Genomic DNA, 20,293 nt, shown 5'->3' with positions numbered 1-20,293 from the left:
AATATAATCATAATTATATTTGATCTGCTATATAATTCAATGTTATTTTGATTACTGTTTTTTGCATAGTTAAGATTCAAATTAATAAGATTATTTAAACTTTTCGACATTTTTTCTCTTTCAGGAGTAGCCTTGTCAACAAGTTCTTTTTCTGCAGAGCTATAGTCTTTATTTTTTGAAAAACTATCAACACTTTGAATTATGTTGTTATATTCCTCTAGTTGACTTTTAAATGTTTTCCAAATCTTCTCTTCCGTTGTTTCCATTGTAGCCATGTCAAGATTTTTGACATATGTATTATTATTTTTTTCTTTTATTTGTATATCTTTTTCAGCATCTTGTCTTTTCACATCATCTTTTTGATAGACAATCTTTAAAGCGTCAGCTCTTATATCAGATAGATTTTTGTTCATATCGGACAATTTATAAATAATTTGCATATTTTTATTGTACATATTCTGGGAATTAATTGAAACCTTTTTCAAAGATAGTGTCCCTATTATTCCTATAATTAAAATTAGTGTTGCTACAATCAAGTAAGATATAAGTAATTTTATCCTTACTTTTACATTTTTTAAAAAATTCATTAAATTTCCCTCTTTCTTTAATCTAATAGTAAAATCCTTATATTATTAGTATCGTAGTATAAATTTAAATTATAAGAAAAAGCATTCATAATCTTCACTATGTAAAGTCATATCTTTCTAATTTCTGAAATATTCTTTTACATAACCATAAGCAGAATTTACTTAAAGCTTAAATTTAGATATCAGATAAATCTCTTTTATTTAGAATTCTATATGATACCTATTTTGACTTTACACTAAAGCAAAAGTATTGTAGCTGCTGTTACAGGTACCATTACCATTGCAGATTTCAAGACAGGTTCCGGAACCCGTTTTGTGAATTTAGCTCCTATAATGGTAAGTATTGATATTATAAATCCTGAACCACCTGCTCCTACAAATCCAAGCAGCATGCCCACTATAAACATAGTAAGTATAATTTGTATAATCAAAATTGAGACACCTTCCTTGTAAGTTGTAAATTCCTATAAGATTATTTTATAATAAAAATCTGTGTATATCATAAAAAAATTGGAATACTAAGCATGAGGTGATTCAAATGGAAAGCGTATGGAATTCTGAGACTAATTTCAGAAAAAGAGAAGCTCTAAATAAAAATATAAACTGTGATATTCTTATAATAGGATCTGGAATAGCTGGCCTTTTAACAGCATATATGCTTAATAAAAACGGAAAAGAAGTTGTTGTTATTGATGCAAAAAGCACTGCAGGCGGAGTTACGAGAAATACAACTGCAAAAATAACATCTCAACATGATTTGATTTATGATAATTTAATAAAAGAATTTGGTGAAAAAGGTGCACAGCAATATGCCAGGGCCAACGAACTTGCAATACGAAAATACAAAGAAATAATTGATAATGAAAATATTGATTGCAATTTTCAATACAAAGATGCATATGTATATTGTTTAGGCAATACTCAAACCCTTGAAGACGAATATAATGCAGCTAAAAAGTTAGGCATCGATGCAGAATTAGTGGATGAAGTAAATCTACCTTTTAAGGTTAAAAAAGCATTAAAGTTTAAAAATCAGGCACAATTTAATCCCCTTGAATTTTTAAAACCAATTTCAGAAAAGTTGACTATTTACGAAAATACAACAGCGCTTGATATCACTGAAGAAAATTCTGTAGTTACAGAAGATGGCATAGAAATTAAAGCAAATAAAATAGTGGTAGCAACACATTATCCATTTTTAAATACTCCAGGCTATTATTTTATGAAAATGCATCAGGAAAGATCTTATGTTATAGCTTTAGAAAATGCTCAAGATGTAAATGGAATGTATATAGGTGCTGATAAAAACTCCTATTCATTTAGAAATTATAAAAATTTGTTATTACTTGGAGGCATAGCTCAAAGAACTGGTGAGAATGAAGAAGGTGGGGCTTATGATAAATTAAGAAAAGCAGCCAAAGAATTTTATCCAAATTCCATAGAAAAATATCATTGGTCAGCACAGGATTGTATGACCTTAGATAGTATACCTTATATAGGTCATTACTCATCAAAGACTCCTGACATTTATGTTGAAACAGGATTTAAAAAATGGGGTATGACGAGTTCAATGGCAGCTGCAATGATAGTAAGCGATATGATTCTCGAAAATGAAAATGACTTCTCAGGAATATTTTCACCTGAAAGATTTGATATATCAGCATCTATGAAAAATGCTGCAAATGATCTCATAATAACGGCAAAGAATTTCATTTCACAGAGAATAAATATTCCTGATGAAAATTTAGAAAATATTCAGAGAGGCCATGGCGGGGTGGTAAAATATAAGGATCAGAAAGTTGGAGTTTATAAAGATAATGATGGAAATATATATACAGTATCAACCAAATGTGCTCATTTAGGATGTGAACTTCATTGGAATGCTGATGAATTAACCTGGGACTGTCCTTGTCACGGCTCACGGTATGATTACAAGGGAAATTGGATACAAAGTCCCACAAACAAGTCACTTGTTACAATATAATTTTGTATATTCTCTTTCTTATAACATAATTTCTTAATATTCGACATAAGGGTCCTTCTTTCTAATAATTGTAAATTTATTAGAAAGAAGGACCCTTATTCAGTTTACGCAAAATTTTTTTAGTCTTTCATAAATTACTACTTAATTATTCAGCAAGCTAATATATAGTAATATTTTATTACACCCCTGCTTCCTTAAATATTTTTAATAATCTCAAATAATGATTTGCTTCTCGTAAAACATGATCACCTAATAACGGCATTATTATGGATTTAATTTTACAATTTACCAATCCCTGCGTACCTTGCGCTTTAAATTTGCTGATTTCTATAGTTGCTTTAAGGCTGTCATCTGTTACTTCTGAAATTGGTATTGTCTTATCCATAGTTTCTTTCGCTTCTTTTGTCAATTTATCAAACTCATTTCCGAAATTATTTGCAGTATTTATAAGTTCGTTTTCAGTTGGATCAAGAAGTCCACGAATAAATTTTGAATGTTCGGCCATAATTCTATTCCAGAAAGCTTCTTGCTTATAAGCCTCCATTTCCAGGTTCATATCTTCACGGCTTTGAAGTTTTTGAATTAACTTATGATAAAACTTTGCTTCTCTTAAAATGTGATCTATAAGTAAAGGATAATTATTTGTGAATATTTTACACGATATAACTGCTGATAATATTCTGGACTTAAACTGTACCAAAACTGAAACCAGCTCCATAGCTCTTTTATTAAGCATGAACACCCTTTGTTCAAATATTGGGTTAATCATCATTAAATCATTACACATCAATGTTGCTTCTGTTTTCGTCAAATTAGTTAAAATGTTTACTCCCGTAAAATATACTGAAGCTATTTCAGCTTCTAACGTAAATGGAGTTATTACTTCACCGGATCGTAATACACTACAGCTAACAACACCATTAGAAAGAGCTATTGTATCTGCTAAAAGTCTATCAAACTCCATTCTAAGCCTATCTGCCTTTAGTATGAGATTTGAGTTTTTTTGTGTAAAACCCACTTCCAAAAAAAATGAATGCTCTTTCATAATCCTTGCAAAAAAAAGATGTAATCCCAAAGATTGCTGTATAAATTCAATACTAGATAACATAGTTTACCTTTCTTAATATAATAATTGCTTACTTCAATTATTATATTAATTTTATGCATGAACTGTTACTATTAAATAAACGCATTCATACTAATTTACTTTATCTCAGTGATTTTCACTCCTAGACTTTCCTGTTCTTAACTGTAGTGTTATTTTTAAAATTAGAGAAGTATTATTGACATAAAGCATCTTTATGCTATAATTTTAATTAACCGATTAGTTAATAATATTGGAAGGTGATATTGTGACAGAATTGTCAGAACAGGCAAAAGAAAGCAGGAATAAAATTCTTAATGCCGCTGAGGAACTTTTTTCGGCAAAAGGATTTGACGGTACCGCTGTGAGAGAAATTTCAGAAAAGGCTGGTGTCAATAAAGCATTGATCTTTTATTATTTCAAAAATAAGGAAGACATATTGCAATACCTTATGAACTCTTTAATTGATGACATGAAACAGGAAGCACTCCAATTATTACAACAGAAAAAATCCAATTTGGAAGACGAACATTTAGTGCTGGAACACGATAAGATAAAATTCGGGAGTATGGATCAAAATGCGGTTGACCGATATATGGATTTCGTTATTGAAAGATCACTGGATTTTTATCTAAAACGAAAAAACGTTATCCGTATATTGGTTGCAGAATCTTTAAAAAGAGGCAATCACAGTTCTCTAGTATTCCGCATCACGGATATTTTAATGGACAATGGTAAAGATAGTCTTATGACTGCTATGGAACAGGATGGCATCCAACTTGAGATTAACTCTCAGGGACTGGTAGATCGATTTTTTGCAGGGTTGATGCCAGTATTGAGCTTTGTTATTTATTTTGATGACTGGCGGGAACATTATCATATTTCGGAAAAACAATTTAAAAAAGAATTCATAAAAAGTTATAAAAAATCTTATGGCAGTTTCTATCGATGATAAGATTGTCATTTTTTACAGTATTATTAACTATCCGGTTAATTAGTATCGTATATCATGGAGGTATCATTATGAACATTATCGAAGTCGAACATCTGACAAAAACGTATGGGACAGCACGCGGCATCAAAGACATCAGTTTTCATGTGGATGAAGGTGAAATTTTCGGGTTTATCGGCCCCAACGGTGCGGGAAAATCGACAACAATCCGCATATTAATGTCCTTTATTTATCCTATGGGAGGATCTGCAAAATATTTGGGAAAGACTGCATTAAATACGGTTCGGAGATAAAAAGGGATATTGGTTACTTGCCTTCTGAAGTATTTTATTATGACAAGATGAAAGTAATTGACCTTTTAAAGTATTCGGCAAGTTATTACAAAAAGGACTGCAGCAAAAAAATTCATGAGCTTGCTGAAAGAATGGATCTTGATCTCAACAAGAAAATCGACGACCTTTCCTATGGAAATCGGAAAAAGGTCGGTATTGTACAGGGACTGCTTCATGAACCGAAACTTGTAATTCTTGATGAACCAACCGGTGGTCTTGATCCACAGAATTTTTGATAGCAAAACCAATTACCAGAAATAAGATTATTACCGAAAAGCTATTGGCCGGGCTGCTTAATATTCTTGTGTTTAATATGGTTACTCTTGTTTCTTCCATCACAATGGTAGGTTATTTTAATCATGGTGACAGTTTGACTGTTGAAATTGTAAAACTTATGATCGGGATGTTTATTATTCAGCTGATCTTTTTACTCATGGGATCCGCCATCGCAGCTTATGGAAAAAATTCCAAAACTTCCACTCCTGTTGCAATTGTTACAGTACTCGTTTTCCTCATGATTGCTAAAATTGCAGATATGAGCAATAGCTTGGATTTCTTAAAATGGTTCACCCCCATCAAATATTATGAAGCGGAAATTATTCTTGGACGTTATGGTTTTAGCTCACCCTATTTAATATTGTCACTCTTGATAGTGGTATTGCTCACTTTCATAACCTATAGATTTTATCAAAAACGGGATTTAAAAGTTTAAAAATTGTAGTATTTTATATGGTGTCGTCTGTATTATATTGGGAAATATTATCATTGTGGAAAAACTTTCCCTGGCAACAATTATACAGCTACCTCCATGCTGATTTTAGGATGATGTTTATAATTTATAAGCCTGATATCATCTATAGTGAAATTATAAAAATTCTTTATTTCAGGATTTACCCATAATTTTGGAGCATCATAAACCTGATTTCTTCTCGTAAGCTGTAATTTCACACCTTCTATCTGATTTACATATATATGAGCATTGTTTATTACATGTGTAAATAATCCCGGTTTAAGTCCTGTTACTTGAGCTATAAGATGCACAAGAACTGCATATTGACACATGTTAAATGGTACACCAAGCGGGATATCCCCACTGCGTTGAACTAACATACAATTCAATTTATCACCTTGTACATCCCATAATGTTTGGTAACAGCATGGCTGAAGTGCCATATCGGGAAGATCCTCTATATTCCACATAGACATAATCATTCTTCTATTTTGCGGATCCGTCTTGATTGTATTTATCAATTTATCTACCTGTTTAAATTTAGCAATCTGATATCCATAAGCTTTACCTATTGTCCCATCTTCTGTCATCCATTCATCCCATATATGTACATTTTGCTGCTGTAATTTCCTAACGTCATTTGATTGATCTCTATATATCCAAAGCAGCTCTTTAACCGCCGTCTTAAAAGCTACAAATTTTGTAGTAAGTATCGGAAATTCTTTTGATAAATCAAATTGCATAATTTGATGTGGAAGCTTATATGTAGCTACACCTGTTCTATTTTGACCATAATAACCATTATTTAATATACTTTCTGCTATATTAAGATATTGTTTGTCTGCGTTATTCATAAATTTTATTCCTCCATATTTTTATTTGTATCCAAATTATCATTTCAATATAATTTACTTCCAGCTTCTTATAATATTGATCTTTTACCTCTTTACGGTTTATCTATATTTGCCATAATAGGTGTACTGCTAATCAGATCTCTTGTTAAAAAGGAACACAATTCAGAGATTTTAATTGTTTAAATTTACCTGTTGGAAAACATTTTTCACCATAGGCACTACATAATGACTTCCCCCTTTATCCTTGGCATTCTCCACCATTGCTACCACAAGAAGATTGGGGTTATCTACATTAACCGCTGCAAACCAGCCCAACTCCGTTCCTGTTCCATCTTGCTGGGATGCCTTTATCTCGGCAGTGCCTGTTTTCCCTGCTAAGTTCATGCCCGGGATATATGCCCCGTGCCCCGTTCCATGTGGATTTTGAACTACCTGCACTAAATCCTTTAAAATAGTATCTGCTATTTCCTTAGAATATACATCTTTCTTCCATATTTCAGCCTTAGGATGATCCTTATATAATAAATATGGCTTAACTATATTTCCAGCATTGACAAATGAATCATATATGGCCATAAGGTGTACCGGATTCAACAATATCTGTCCCTGCCCATAGCCGCTGTCAGCCAATTGAATCTGACTTGCTATCTTGTTATTAACTGAGATTTGTGACTTTGAAAGTCCATACTCAAAGGGCATACTTTCCCCAATACCAAAATCCTTTAATTGATTTTCCATATTGTCCTTTCCTACATCAAGTGCAGTTTGTGCAAAATATATATTATCCGAATACACAAGTGCATTTAAGAGATTACTTGGCTGCCCGTAATCTTCTACTCTTGTAATGTAGTATCCTCCCCAGCTGCTGTCTTTTCGCCATTTAAGGCCTGAAATATTCTTAGACTCCTCTGGATTCAACGTTCCCAGCTTCAAGCTTATTGCAGATGTAATAGGCTTGAAGATAGAACCCGGAACCTGAATGCCCTGAAAGCGATTATAAAAAACTCTTCTTTTATCTTCATTTAAGCTTTTCCATTTATCATTTGACATGCCCATTACAAAATCATTGGGATCAAATGAAGGCGTACTTACTAATGACAGAACTTCACCAGTTTTTGGATTCATGCTGACCCCTGTACCTGCATCTTGCTTTAATTCATCATAGAGTAAAGTTTGAATCTTTGAATCTATAGTAACTCTTATATTACTGCCATTTTCAACATTTTTCTTTATAATAGTGCTTTTTCTCTTCTCGTTTCCATCTACAATATATATATCATAACCGTCCCTAGCTCTTAAAATGCTATCATATATCTTCTCCAGCCCATACTGTCCTATCACATCATCAGCACTGTAACTCTCATCAGATTTTAAATCTTCAGCTGTGACCTTTCTCACATATCCTGTAAGATGAGCTGCTGCATCTTTAAGAGGATATACCCGTTCTTCAACATCTCTTACACTTATTCCCAAACCCTGTTCCAGAAAATTTAGTCTGTCATCATCCTCTGGTATAATTTTTATGGGAATAAACATATCCTGCTTTACATAGGATTCAGAGAGCTTTTTATCTATGTCCTCTTTTGAAATATTCAAAAGAGCTGCAATCTGTGCCTTGGTATTTTCTCCATTTTTATTAAATTCACCAGGTATAATTCCAACCTGGGCTGCATTTCCATCTTCAGCTAAAGCATTTCCATTTCTATCATAAATAGTTCCTCTCTTCCCTCTTTTAACTTCTACTCTGACTTTATCATTTTTGTCCAGCTGGGGAAATATGGCCTTGGAATCCCACGCAATTTTCCACTCTTTATTTTCCTTTTCTAAATTTATAGTATTTGAAAATTTTATTTCACCAGCCGGAGTATACATATCAACCTTTACAGGAACCTGAGCTTTTCCATCCTTATATTCTATATCCTTATCAGTATCAATTTTAATGCTTATTTTTTTTAATTCCATGCCGCTGTAAATATTCTCATACCTATTCACAAAATTCTTTTCTGATATTTCCGATTTACTGTCACTGCTTACCTGACTGTACATTAATTTATAATCTTTCTGTACCCATGCTTTTATATAATCACTGCTGCTTTTCTCTACAGCCTCGTTTCTGCTGCAGCCTCCCACAACAATTAAGAACAAAAGCATGCAAATTGCCAATAAAAATTTACGTCTCATACATCAACCTCATTACCATATATAAATTTATAATCTTTTATTATCATATGCCAATACACTAACCACATGAATCGATGATTTCTCTTTATTCGGATTACGTGTTACATACTTCACACGCTGGTTTATCGTCAATTGTTATGATGGATTCTTTTTAATCTACTGATATTTCACCTATTATTGATTATTTCGCATACTGGTTTTGGTATTTTTCTTTGACCGTCGATGCTCTTTTAGTGCTTCATTCAAAATGTACTCGATCTGCCCATTGACAGAGCGAAATTCGTCATCCGCCCATTTGCTGATCTCTTCCCACATTTTCGGATTCAAACGTAAAGGAATCGTCTTCCTCTCTGCCATTACTCTCACATCCCTAGGTTAATTATATAAAGTTCCGGTATTAATCACCGGCTGTGCCGACCGCTCTCCGCACAACACTACCATGAGGTTGCTCACCATGGCTGCTTTACGTTCATCATCAAGCTGTGCCATACCACTCTCATCTATTTTTTTGAGAGCCATATCCACCATACCGACCGCACCATCCACAATCTTTTGTCTTGCAGCCACAATGGACGAGGCTTGTTGTTTTTGCAGCATGGCCGCCGCAATTTCAGGCGCATATGCAAGATGACTCAATCGTGCTTCGTCCACAATAACCCCGGCTTTACCCAACCTTTCTTGCAACTCTTTTGCCAACGCTTCTGATACTTTGTCTGCACTGCCACGCAGGGACAGTTTTTGCGTATCATCGGTAATGTCATAAGGGTATTGACCGGTAATATGTCTAATCGCTGATTCACTCTGGGTCTTTACATAGTCAGTATAGCTTTCGACATCGAACAAGGCCTCAAAAGTATTCTGAACATGCCAAACTACAACTGCTGCAATTTCAATTGGATTACCCATTTCATCATTAACTTTGAGTTTCTCACCATTAAGATTTCTTAAACGGAAAGAAACTTTTTTCTTCCTATAGAAAGGGTTAGCCCAATCCACCCAGCTTGCTTAACCGTACCTCTGTATTCGCCAAATAGAGTCAACACAGCAGCCACATTCGGCTGCAAAGTAAAGAAACCAGGCACGAGGAAACACCCTAACAAAAAAAGGACAATACCCAGAATAATAGCAACACCATCAAAAATACCAGAATTAGTTAGTCCAGCCGCCCCTAAGATAAAAAGAAAAATAGATAGGATAAGCAGCAGCAGGTCTATCCAGATAAATTTAATTCCAGACTTAACTTGAATTTCCTTCTCGTTCATCTTTATAACCCTCCATTAATTATAATATCAATTTGATATCATAATTATATCTAATTGATATTATAAAGTCAATAGAAAACATCGGGAGCAATACAATAATTCTGTTGCCTTATCGTACATGCAAATACATCAATTAATTTACGATTTCCCCTTCACATTATTTTTCTATATGAAGTATTTATTACATTTTAATGTGATATTTATAAACTATTTATAAATATTTATATCATAATTTCTAACCAATACTTCTTCGACTTCTCCCCTTTTAGATGCAGCACTATTGATTAATCTATTGGCATTAACTATTTCAATATTATAATCATCATAAAGATTTCTGATAAATTCAGTGTTACTGTTTGACAAAAGAAATTTTATTTTATTTTTATTTAATTCGTCACAGACCTCTTTTAATTCAATTTGCTGATCTTTTCCAAACCCTCCTGTAGTATATCCTGTAAAATTGGAACTGTGACTTATAGGATCATATGGAGGATCAAGATACACAAATGAATTTTTTTTGATTCCTTTTAGAACTTCTTTATAATCATCAGATTTTATTACAATATTATTCCCATTTAAAAATTCACTTACCGCTTTCAGAACTGCATCGTTAACAATATTGGGATTCTTATATCGTCCAAAAGGGGTATTAAAATATCCTGCCTGATTCACCCTATACAGACCGTTATAGCATGTTTTATTTAAGTATATAAATCTGCTGGCCTTTTTTGTCTCCGGCCAGTTTTCATATTCTTTTTTTCTGTCAGACTCTCTCATCTCATAATAAAATTCTTCATCATTGGGATAGGTCTTTAAATATCCAATTAACTCTTCAACATTATTTTTTATAACATTATATGTATTTATTAATTCAGAATTATAATCATTTATAATCGCATTTTTAGGCTGCAGCTCAAAGAAAATAGCTCCTCCACCTACAAATGGCTCATAATATTTATAATTACCTTCAGGTATATATTTACTCATTTCTTTAATTAATTGACGCTTTCCGCCAACCCATTTTACAAAAGGTTGAACCAGCTTATTTTTCACAATAATCACCTACTTGTTTCTTTAATTTGTTCCATGATAATTTTTCCAGCATTTATCGCAAGTTAAACAGCAACGTGTAGCAAAATTAGGACAGTGACCAGCAGCTGTATATCCACTGTCCGTTGCTTTGGAATCACAGGCTATATTTTTTAGCCAATTAATCATATTTCTTTTTATTGTTATTAATTTCAAAAAATCACCTTCAATATCATATTAAAGTTAAATTGTATAGATATTATAACATTTTATGTTAATAAATTCGGTAACATATGTTATAAATTATTTGTATTGTTAATGAATATTATTTTTTCTTATTTTTAAGTAACAAAAATTATTCTGCAAAATAATCTAATACTGTACACATCTTTATAGTATTTTTAATAAATTATAGACGGAGGTTATTTTCATGAATTGTATAGATGCTGGTGGTCCATATTGTCCATGCCATCTCGCAGAAACTTCAGATTGTATTCTCTGCTCCCAGCTTTCTGGTAAAGAATTTTGCCAGTGTAAAGACTGGTGCGGTGTTTGTATATACGATCAATATATAGCAAATGGTCATAGGGCTAAAGCTTTAAGAAAAACCTACACTTGTACTATATTAGAAAAACATCTTCCTGATAAAAACCTGTGCATCTTTACTTTAAAAACTCCAGAAAACCTTACAAGAGAACTTGTTTATCCAGGAAGTTTTATTTTTTTAAGAAGTGTGAAAAATACAAATTACTATGATGTCCCAATATCAATAATGGAAGCAGATATAGACACATCCACTTTAAAGGTTGCCCTGAAATTAAACGGCAGCAAAACAAAAAATTTATTTAAATTAAATGAAAAAGATGAAGTATTGGTGAGAGGGCCTTTTTCAAATGGAATAATGGGTCTTTCAAATATATATAAAGCAAAAGGTGGAACTTCGCTGATCATAGCCAGAGGTATAGGAATTGCTCCTTCAATTCCTGTCATAAAAAAGTTACATTCGAATGGAAACAGGATTATCTCCATAATTGACCTTCAATTTGATGAAAATTTCAGTAAAAGGTATCTTGACGAGTACAGTTTCACTGTAGTTTACTGCAATATGATAGAAGGCGAAAACCTCACGGATAAATTTAAAACTATCCTCAATGATCTTTTAACTGCAGAAAACATAAATCTGGTTCACTGCAGTGGTCCTGATATATTGACTTATAACATTCTTCAACTTGTAGACAGCTCTCTGAATTTTTCCTGCTGTAACAATTCTAAAATGAACTGCGGCGAAGGTATATGTTCCAGCTGCACCCACCATTATAAAAATGATGTAATTAAAAAACTCTGCAAAGTTCAAATGGATCCAAGAAATTTATTTAAAGATAGAAAATTCGTATAGGAGGCATTTTTATGAAGGTAATAATAATTGGCTGCGGCTGGTCCGGAGCTGCTGCAGCTTTGACTGCCAGAAAGGCAGGTGCGGATGTAGTTGTCTATGAAAAAACAGATATGGTGCTTGGTCTGGGAAATGTAGGCGGAATAATGAGAAACAACGGCAGATATACCGCTGCTGAAGAAATAAAAGCTCTTGGAGCGGGAGATCTTATAGGTATCACAGACAGTCTTACCAGGCATAAAAATCTGGATTTTCCCAATCATGCCCATGCATGGCTCTATGATGTGAATAAAATTGAACCCGCTGTCAGGAATTATATTTTAAGTAAAGATATAAAACTGAACTTGATGTCAAGAGTAGTGGATGTAAAAATGGATGGCAATAAGATAAAAGGCATTTATACTTCAGAGGGAGATTATGATGAAGCAGACGTATTTATTGAAACTACAGGTTCTACAGGTCCTATGGGAAACTGTATAAAATACGGCAATGGTTGTTCCATGTGTGTGCTCAGGTGTCCCTCCTTTGGACCCAGAATAAGTATAAGCAGCTGCGCCGGAGTAGAGGATCTGCACGGTGAAAGATCAGATGGAAATTATGGAGCCTTCAGTGGTTCCTGCAAACTGGCAAAGGAAACCCTGGACAAAGAGCTGGTAGAAGAGGTGGAGGAAAAAGGAGTGGTGGTTCTCAAGGTACCAGAAGAAGATATAAATCTAGACAAACTCAAAGCAAAAGTATGCCAGCAGTATGCTTTAAAGGAATTCGCAGAAAATATAATTCTTCTTGATACGGGGCACGTAAAGCTCATGACTTCCTATTATCCATTGGATAAGCTCAGAAAGATACACGGACTTGAAAATGTAAAATTTATCGATCCCTATTCCGGCGGCAAAGGTAATTCCATAAGATATCTTTCCGTGGCCCCTGTCTCCAATGACCTTAAAGTAACCGGAGTTGAAAATCTATTTTGCGGCGGTGAAAAAAGCGGATTGTTTGTAGGACATACTGAAGCAATATGTACCGGATCTCTGGCAGGACACAATGCAGTAAGATATACCCTGGGAATACCTGCATTGATTCTGCCTACAGATACTGTTATAGGAGATATAATAGACTACGCAAATCGCAAAATACGTACCAGTGAAGGCAGAAAAAACAGATACACCTTTGCAGGAGCAAAATACTTCAATCGAATGAAGGAAAGAGGCTTGTATACTATAGACAAAACTGCTATAACCCATAGGATATCGAGTCTTAATCTGTCTGGTATATTAAGCAGAAAACTTCTCTAAACCAGAATTCGTCTCCAAATACTGCAGTATAGAAAAATGCTGCAGTATTTATTTATACTTTTCATCAAGTGATTCTTAAGTTCATCGGAACTTAATTGTAAAATATCACAGCTTATTTAAATTATCTCGATTGTTCACCAGATTAATTTTCAGGAATAATATAACAATATAAATATTAATTACAGGAGATATTTTAATGGGATATTATGTTGGAGTAGAACCGGGAGTAAAAGTCTATATAGAGGATCTCAATCCCAAAGGTAATAAAACAATAGTATTTTTGCACGGCTGGCCGGGAGATCATAATCTATTCGAATATCAGCTGGATGTACTTCCCCAAAAAGGATACAGGTGTATTGGGATAGATCAGAGAGGATTTGGAAAATCAGATAAACCATTTACAGGATATGATTACAACAGACTTTCAGATGATGTCAGATCCGTAGTTGGAGCGCTGCAATTGAAGGACTTTACACTGACAGGCCATTCCACTGGAGGAGCTATAGCCATAAGATATATGTCCAGACACCGGGGATATGGTGTATCCAAACTCGCTCTCTTTGCGGCAGCAGCTCCCAGTCTTATTAAACGCCCTAATTTTCCATATGGACTGGATAGAGAAATTGTGACAAATATTATCAATTAAACATATGCCGACAGGCCCAATATGCTAAATGGATTTGGCAATATATTTTTCTTTCAGCATATAACCGCCCCTTTTTCTCACTGGTTTCTAAACTTAGGACTGAAGGCAGCAGGCTGGGCAACTGCTGCAGTAGCAAATACCTGGCTGCGTGAAGAACTGTTCTCTGATTTAAAAGCAATAGATGTTCCAACTCTAATTCTTCATGGAATTCATGATAGAGTTGTCCCATTTCAGCTGGGAGAAGTACAGGGACAAAGTATTATGAATTCAAGGCTCATACCTTTTGAATATAGTGGACATGGGCTATTTTACGACGAAAAGGATAAATTCAATGAAGAACTGACGAAATTTGTAGAAGAATAGTTATAGGCAAAATAAGTGCTGTTAAATCAGTGCTTATTTTCATATTGTTTACGAATTATTAAATAAGTAAATATTTAATTAACCAATATGACATTAAGTCGTGACAAATACCATATATAATTATAAGTGTCCTAAGGAAATAATCTTAGCGAAAACAAAAATAACCTGGTTACATATATATGAAAAATGACGGTAATTACCAAGCTGTGCCTGCGGTTGCAGGGCACAATAAATCCAAATGCAACCGCCAATTGATCATATAGACGTTTTATATTATCTTTGTTTTAAAATTTTTTTATACGTATCTTTTAAAACTATGAACCGTGCTCCAACAAAAAATCCCTTGTCACATAAATTAACATGAACAATTTTCAGTACTGCCGGAATATCAACATTTTTATATCTGAATACAATTTCAAGCAAATCGCCTTTTTCCAATTGTACTTCAGTTAAAAACCCCATGCCAGAAACTGAAATATCCACTCCGAATACTTGATAATTGCAGTTTTTATTGTTTATGCCAATGACTTTAAAATGGTTATTATACTTGATCCTTTCATTTGCTCTAATATCTTTTCTGATTTTTTGATCCCTGTTAAATAAATAACTATAAGCGTCCTCCATAATACAAATTTCCCCTTTATTTATAGTTATTTTACATTCATCGTATTTTTTTTAATAGAACATAGTTTATTTTTATTAGTATTAAACCATATAATAGTTATGTTGGAGTTATATCCAAGTAAATTCCAGGTAAAACATATTTATTGATGATTTTCGACATTATATATCATTATTTTCAAAAAAAAAATATTAATGACAGTTTAAACTTATTAGTTGGTCAGTCCTTGTGACAAAAGATAAATTATAAACCAAGTACTTGCATGAGAGAAGCCTTAAATCAGTTTTGATCGTAAATTAAAAATTTTTATACCTTAAAATTGCATAATGCTTAAAATTATGCTATGATAATAATCAATTATTAAATATTGTGACCAAATGATTATATTTGATTTCAAAATATGGCTTTAGGGTGAAAAATTCAACAAAAGATTTTTCACCTTTTTACAATAATTCAGGAGGTAGACATGGAAAAAACTTTATTTGGAATAGTATTGATCCTCACATTTACAAAGATAGGAGGCATAATCAGCAGAAAAGTAAAAATGCCGGAAGTTTTAGGTGCCTTGATAGCCGGTGTAATACTTGGTCCAATGGTATTAAATCTTGTCCAGTATAATAATGATATTAAGCTTCTATCAAATCTTGGAGTAATTATGCTCATGTTTCTTGCAGGACTTGAAACCAATGTAGATGAGTTTAAAAAGGCGGGTATGTCGTCGTTTATTATTGCAGTATCAGGTATAGTACTCCCCCTTGTTCTTGGAACATTAGGTGCATATATATTTTTCAATAACTTCTGGGAGAATATATTTGTGGGAGTTATTTTAACTGCTACCAGTGTAAGCATAACAGCAGAAACTTTAAAGGAGCTTGGAAAACTCAACACGAGATCAGGTATAAATATTCTTGGAGCAGCTGTAATAGACGATATTCTAGGGCTTATACTCATATCCATAGTTCTTGCAGTAGCCCAAACTTCCAGTTCTGAAGCAGGTAATGCAGTATTACCTCTTGTATTTATTTTTATAAAGGTGTTTCTGTTTTGCCTATTTTCTATAATAGGTATAGTATATCTGCCTGGATTAATAAATAAAATCACACAGCATATTAATCCCGGCAGAGGACTTCTTACATTTTCACTGGCATTTGCACTGTTAACAGCCTTTGTTGCCGAATATCTAGGCATAGCAGCTATTACCGGTGCATATATAAGTGGTCTCATACTTTCATCACTTGCCCATAGAGAATATCTGGAAAGAAATGTCCGGGCAATTTCTTCAGGATTTTTATCACTTATATTTTTTGCAAGCGTTGGCATTGAAGCAAATTTAAAAGGACTTAATTCCGAAGTGATTCTAATCACTTTAGTCATGTTCATCATAGCACTAGTTGGAAAAATAGCTGGATGTGGAAGTGCCGCAAGACTTCTCAAGATGACCAGGAGTGAATCACTTCAGATTGGTACAGGCATGATTTCAAGAGGCGAGGTAGCTATAATCACAGCAAACATAGGTCTTCAAAAGGGTATAATATCTGAGGAAATATTTATTCCCACTTTGATTGTCGTAATACTCACTACCATTATAACACCTATCATGCTTAAAATAGCATTTTCCCATAAAACTGAAAGACGTATTGAATTATATTAATTAGAATAATTCTAATTGACAAAATATCAAATTAGCTGATTGATTATTGATAAATAGTAATTTATCTGTTATAATGCTATTAATTTAATTAATATTGCGCAATATTATTAAATTTTTAATACTTTTGCACAGAAGGAGTGATATTTAATGGGAGAATTAACCAATATTTTGAACAGCATAGATAGTGTTCTATGGGGAGTACCTATGATTATAGTACTTTTTGGAACACATATTTTCTTTACTTTCAGAACAGGATTTATTCAAAGAAAAATTTTTACTGGAATTAAATTATCTGTTACTAAAGACTCAAACAGTACAGGAGACGTATCACAGTTTGGGGCTCTCAGTACTGCATTAGCAGCTACAATAGGTACAGGCAATATAATTGGTGTTTCCACAGCAATTACATTAGGGGGACCTGGTGCTGTATTGTGGATGTGGCTGACAGGTGTCCTGGGTATAGCTACAAAATATGCAGAATCACTTATATCTGTAAAGTACAGAGTAAAAACAAAAAATGGTTCTATGCTAGGTGGAGCAATGTATGCTCTTGAAAGAGGACTCAACATGAAATGGCTGGGAGTAATTTTTTGTATTTTTACTACTGTTGCCGCTTTTGGAATAGGATGTTCAACACAGACAAATGCTATTGCATCAACTTTAAAGGATAGTTTTGGAATACCTATGTGGGCTTCAGGAATTGTAATTACTATTTTTATTGCTGTTGTCATCATTGGAGGTGTACAATCCATCACCAAAGTATGCGAGAAATTGGTACCATTTATGGCTATATTCTATCTGGCTGGATGTATTATCATTTTAATAATGAATGCAGATGTTTTAGGACAATCAATTGTAACTATAGTTACGGCAGCATTTTCTCCTCGTGCAGCAGGTGGTGGATTTATAGGTTCTACTGTAGCTATCGCCTGTCGTTATGGTGCTGCCAGAGGTCTATTTTCAAATGAAGCCGGTATGGGATCTGCTCCTATTGTAGCAGCAGCAGCCAAAACCAAGAATCCTGTAAGACAAGCTCTCGTATCAATGACAGGTCCCTTTTGGGATACAGTTATAATCTGTTTGATGACAGGTCTTGTAATTGTAAGTAGTATAATTAAAAATCCCGCTATTGATACAAAAACTTCTTCCCTGCTTACAAGTGCAGCTTGGAGTCAAATACCTGTAGTTGGATCATTTATAATAGCAGTCGCACTTACAATATTTGCACTTTCTACAGTATTGGGCTGGTCATACTATGGGGAAAGAGCAGCTGAGTATCTATTTGGGAGCAGTGTTATTAAGCCTTACAGAATCTTATGGGTAATAGTAGCATTATTAGGAACTCTTATGAGCTTGAATCTTGTATGGACAATTGCAGATATATTGAATGCATTGATGGTAATTCCAAATGTTATAGCTATGTTTCTGCTTAGCGGAGTTATTGCATCTGAGACCAAAAAATATGTCAACAATCTGGATTTACCTTCAGAAGATGAAGAAAAAGTTTCATAAATTAGAATTAAACAACTAATATCTATTTTAATTAAAAAGGATTGTCCCAAAATAAATTTGTGACAATCCTTTATGTCATATCATTCTATCTGCCATACTCCGTCTTTTAAAAAGCTTGATGCCTTTTCCTGGGCTTTTCCCACTATCTCATCACTATAGCCCAAAATACCCAAAAGCTTTATTGCATTTTGAGTTTGAGCTCTCCCTCCATGTATCTTGTAGTCAAAAGATATATTATTGTCAACTATTTCCTCCTGAAAATGATAATTTGAAAAATACTTTTCGAGTATATACGTAAGTTCTATATCATGAGTGGCCGCCACACATATACAATTGCTTAAAGTCAGGTATTTAAGCACCTGTGAAGAAGCAGCTATTCTCTCTACAGTGTTGGTTCCCCTGAGTATTTCATCTACAAAGCATATGGTAGGTATGCTGTCATCTACACCGTCTATTATTCTCTTTAGTGATTTTGTCTCCACGATATAGTAGCTTTCATTATTGAATATATCATCTTTAAGTGCCATAGAAGTGTATATCCTGAAATAGCAGCATTTAAACTCCGAAGCCAGACAGGTGTATATGGTCTGTGCCAGTATGATGTTTATGGCCACCGTCTTTAAAAAAGTGGATTTCCCGGAGGCATTGGAACCCGTAATCAAAATTGAATTGTCAATTTCTATGGAATTGGGTATTGAATTTTCTATAAGAGGATGTCTGAGCTCTTTAAAAATACTGACCTGCTCCTGCTTTTTACTGCATCTTTTAAGTTCAGGCGTCACATAACTATGTATCCTGTCCCTATATGATGCAATGGATATACAGCTGTCTATAATACCTACAACTTCAAATATGGTTTCGAACTCACTGCTTTTTTCTACAAGCATGTCAGACATTTTCTCATAATTTATAAGCTCCACCAGGAAGAACATCCCCAAATACTCTGTAAGTACACCTGAATCCGTAGCACCGCCTCCCTGGGTGAAGGCCGCATTTTTTATACTCCTTATGCCTTTAAGGGCATCTCTTAATTTTTCATTATAGCATTGGAGTTCCTCTACCTGCTCTTTTAAAATCATCCCTGCATATTTGGCTATCCTCAATATGTACATAAAAGCTTCAAATTTATGTACTATTTTTTTCTTCTCACTATAATATTCGTATATGTTTACACCAAAAGATATCAGGATCACAATCAGCGCCATATATGGATTGAAAAACAGCAGTACAATTCCCAGGATAGGTGTTCCCGCCATCATTCTGTAGTAACCAAGCTTTGATTTTCTCCTGTCTTCTTTTTTATAAAAATAATCAGATATGAAGCAATTCCTGTCTTTCCCCAGTCTGGCAAGTATATACTGTATTTTCTTCCTTTCAACTTGATTGTACTGAAAAAACTTTATCAATCTATCTCTATTTCCAAGTTCTTGATCATTGTACAATGGCTCTCTGAGCATATTATACAAATACTGTTCACCAGGACTGCTCTCCGTGGTGTTGATGCTTTTAAAAACATCATCCATACTAAGATCATTCCAGGTAATTTCATCAATAAAAAAGCTATCATTTTCCCTTTTTCTCTTATTATTGAAATATTCAGCTACAGTTTTCATATCGCCGTCATTATATTTTTCACTTTTTTCCCTGCCCCAGTCATTTTCTATTCTATCCTTGATCTCATTGTCTGCTTTAAAATTTGAATATGCAGAGAACAAGATACTTACTACTATAATCAGCAGTATATATACAATAATAGCTGTCATAACAGACTCCTCTCTAATAATAAAATATAGTGAAATTATATCATAACGAATAATTG

15 protein-coding genes and 3 pseudogenes are annotated in these 20,293 nt (G+C 33.7%); 9 read left to right on the top strand and 9 right to left on the bottom strand.

Annotation, left to right across the window (positions count from 1 at the left end; translation table 11 throughout):
• Both CLLU_RS14435 and CLLU_RS18970 read right to left on the bottom strand, forming a co-directional pair.
• On the bottom strand, nucleotides 1–587 hold a 587-nt coding region (locus CLLU_RS14435; protein ID WP_207656015.1), incomplete at its 3' end, for an MCP four helix bundle domain-containing protein.
• 236 nt (nucleotides 588–823) lie between these two features.
• Nucleotides 824–1,018 carry a hypothetical protein gene (locus CLLU_RS18970; protein ID WP_106010490.1) on the bottom strand — a complete coding sequence of 65 codons (195 nt, stop codon included), beginning with the start codon at nucleotides 1,016–1,018 and terminating at the stop codon, nucleotides 824–826.
• A 107-nt stretch (nucleotides 1,019–1,125) separates the two neighbouring features.
• On the opposite strand from CLLU_RS18970, the gene CLLU_RS14425 reads away from it, so the two are divergent.
• A complete protein-coding gene (locus CLLU_RS14425; protein ID WP_106010489.1) occupies nucleotides 1,126–2,571 on the top strand; it encodes an FAD-dependent oxidoreductase in 1,446 nt (481 codons plus the stop codon).
• A 178-nt stretch (nucleotides 2,572–2,749) separates the two neighbouring features.
• On the opposite strand, the gene CLLU_RS14420 is transcribed toward CLLU_RS14425, so the two are convergent.
• The gene (locus CLLU_RS14420) at nucleotides 2,750–3,679 is read right to left on the bottom strand and encodes a DUF2935 domain-containing protein (RefSeq protein ID WP_106010488.1); all 930 of its coding nucleotides are present in this window, start codon (nucleotides 3,677–3,679) and stop codon (nucleotides 2,750–2,752) included.
• Nucleotides 3,680–3,923: 244 nt separating this feature from the next.
• Here CLLU_RS14420 and CLLU_RS14415 point away from each other — a divergent pair, with 244 nt between their 5' ends.
• From CLLU_RS14415 to CLLU_RS14405, 3 genes and pseudogenes are all read left to right on the top strand, one after another.
• Nucleotides 3,924–4,607: a TetR/AcrR family transcriptional regulator gene (locus tag CLLU_RS14415; protein ID WP_158255934.1), complete on the top strand. Its 684-nt coding sequence runs from the start codon at nucleotides 3,924–3,926 to the stop codon at nucleotides 4,605–4,607.
• A gap of 71 nt (nucleotides 4,608–4,678) precedes the next feature.
• A pseudogene (locus CLLU_RS14410) lies at nucleotides 4,679–5,163 on the top strand (ABC transporter ATP-binding protein); the annotation flags it as partial.
• A gap of 8 nt (nucleotides 5,164–5,171) precedes the next feature.
• Nucleotides 5,172–5,651: an ABC transporter permease subunit gene (locus CLLU_RS14405; RefSeq protein WP_106010486.1), complete on the top strand. Its 480-nt coding sequence runs from the start codon at nucleotides 5,172–5,174 to the stop codon at nucleotides 5,649–5,651.
• A gap of 80 nt (nucleotides 5,652–5,731) precedes the next feature.
• On the opposite strand, the gene CLLU_RS14400 is transcribed toward CLLU_RS14405, so the two are convergent.
• The 4 genes and pseudogenes from CLLU_RS14400 to CLLU_RS14380 form a co-directional block, all read right to left on the bottom strand.
• Nucleotides 5,732–6,523: a thymidylate synthase gene (locus tag CLLU_RS14400; RefSeq protein WP_106010485.1), complete on the bottom strand. Its 792-nt coding sequence runs from the start codon at nucleotides 6,521–6,523 to the stop codon at nucleotides 5,732–5,734.
• 171 nt (nucleotides 6,524–6,694) lie between these two features.
• Nucleotides 6,695–8,704, bottom strand: a complete 2,010-nt coding sequence (locus tag CLLU_RS14395) for a penicillin-binding transpeptidase domain-containing protein (RefSeq protein WP_106010484.1) — start codon at nucleotides 8,702–8,704, stop codon at nucleotides 6,695–6,697.
• Between the two features lie 375 nt (nucleotides 8,705–9,079).
• Nucleotides 9,080–9,966, bottom strand: a pseudogene (locus tag CLLU_RS14385) (SPFH domain-containing protein).
• A gap of 207 nt (nucleotides 9,967–10,173) precedes the next feature.
• Nucleotides 10,174–11,022 (bottom strand): DNA adenine methylase, encoded by an 849-nt coding sequence (locus tag CLLU_RS14380; protein WP_106010491.1) that lies wholly within the window; start codon nucleotides 11,020–11,022, stop codon nucleotides 10,174–10,176.
• A 403-nt stretch (nucleotides 11,023–11,425) separates the two neighbouring features.
• On the opposite strand from CLLU_RS14380, the gene CLLU_RS14375 reads away from it, so the two are divergent.
• The 3 genes and pseudogenes from CLLU_RS14375 (at nucleotide 11,426) to CLLU_RS14365 (ending at nucleotide 14,689) form a co-directional block, all read left to right on the top strand.
• Nucleotides 11,426–12,391 (top strand): sulfide/dihydroorotate dehydrogenase-like FAD/NAD-binding protein, encoded by a 966-nt coding sequence (locus CLLU_RS14375; protein WP_106010482.1) that lies wholly within the window; start codon nucleotides 11,426–11,428, stop codon nucleotides 12,389–12,391.
• Between the two features lie 11 nt (nucleotides 12,392–12,402).
• Nucleotides 12,403–13,680 (top strand): FAD-dependent oxidoreductase, encoded by a 1,278-nt coding sequence (locus tag CLLU_RS14370; protein WP_106010481.1) that lies wholly within the window; start codon nucleotides 12,403–12,405, stop codon nucleotides 13,678–13,680.
• Nucleotides 13,681–13,876: 196 nt separating this feature from the next.
• Nucleotides 13,877–14,689 (top strand): annotated as a pseudogene (locus CLLU_RS14365) (alpha/beta fold hydrolase).
• Between the two features lie 273 nt (nucleotides 14,690–14,962).
• Here CLLU_RS14365 and CLLU_RS14360 read toward each other — a convergent pair.
• Nucleotides 14,963–15,313 (bottom strand): PilZ domain-containing protein, encoded by a 351-nt coding sequence (locus tag CLLU_RS14360; RefSeq protein ID WP_106010480.1) that lies wholly within the window; start codon nucleotides 15,311–15,313, stop codon nucleotides 14,963–14,965.
• 464 nt (nucleotides 15,314–15,777) lie between these two features.
• Between CLLU_RS14360 and CLLU_RS14355 the strand changes: the two genes are divergently transcribed.
• Both CLLU_RS14355 and CLLU_RS14350 read left to right on the top strand, forming a co-directional pair.
• Entirely contained in the window at nucleotides 15,778–16,962 is a 1,185-nt protein-coding gene (locus CLLU_RS14355) for a cation:proton antiporter (RefSeq protein WP_106010479.1), read from the top strand.
• Nucleotides 16,963–17,109: 147 nt separating this feature from the next.
• Nucleotides 17,110–18,474, top strand: a complete 1,365-nt coding sequence (locus CLLU_RS14350) for an alanine/glycine:cation symporter family protein (protein ID WP_106010478.1) — start codon at nucleotides 17,110–17,112, stop codon at nucleotides 18,472–18,474.
• Between the two features lie 80 nt (nucleotides 18,475–18,554).
• Here the strand turns inward: CLLU_RS14350 and CLLU_RS14345 are convergent.
• The coding region (locus tag CLLU_RS14345; protein ID WP_242977658.1) for a MutS-related protein at nucleotides 18,555–20,293 on the bottom strand (1,739 nt) is incomplete at its 5' end.

The sequence above is a fragment of the Clostridium luticellarii genome, from assembly GCF_002995845.1.
GTDB classification, from domain to species: Bacteria; Bacillota; Clostridia; order Clostridiales; family Clostridiaceae; genus Clostridium_B; species Clostridium_B luticellarii.
This window is presented reverse-complemented; position numbering and strand designations above follow the sequence as displayed.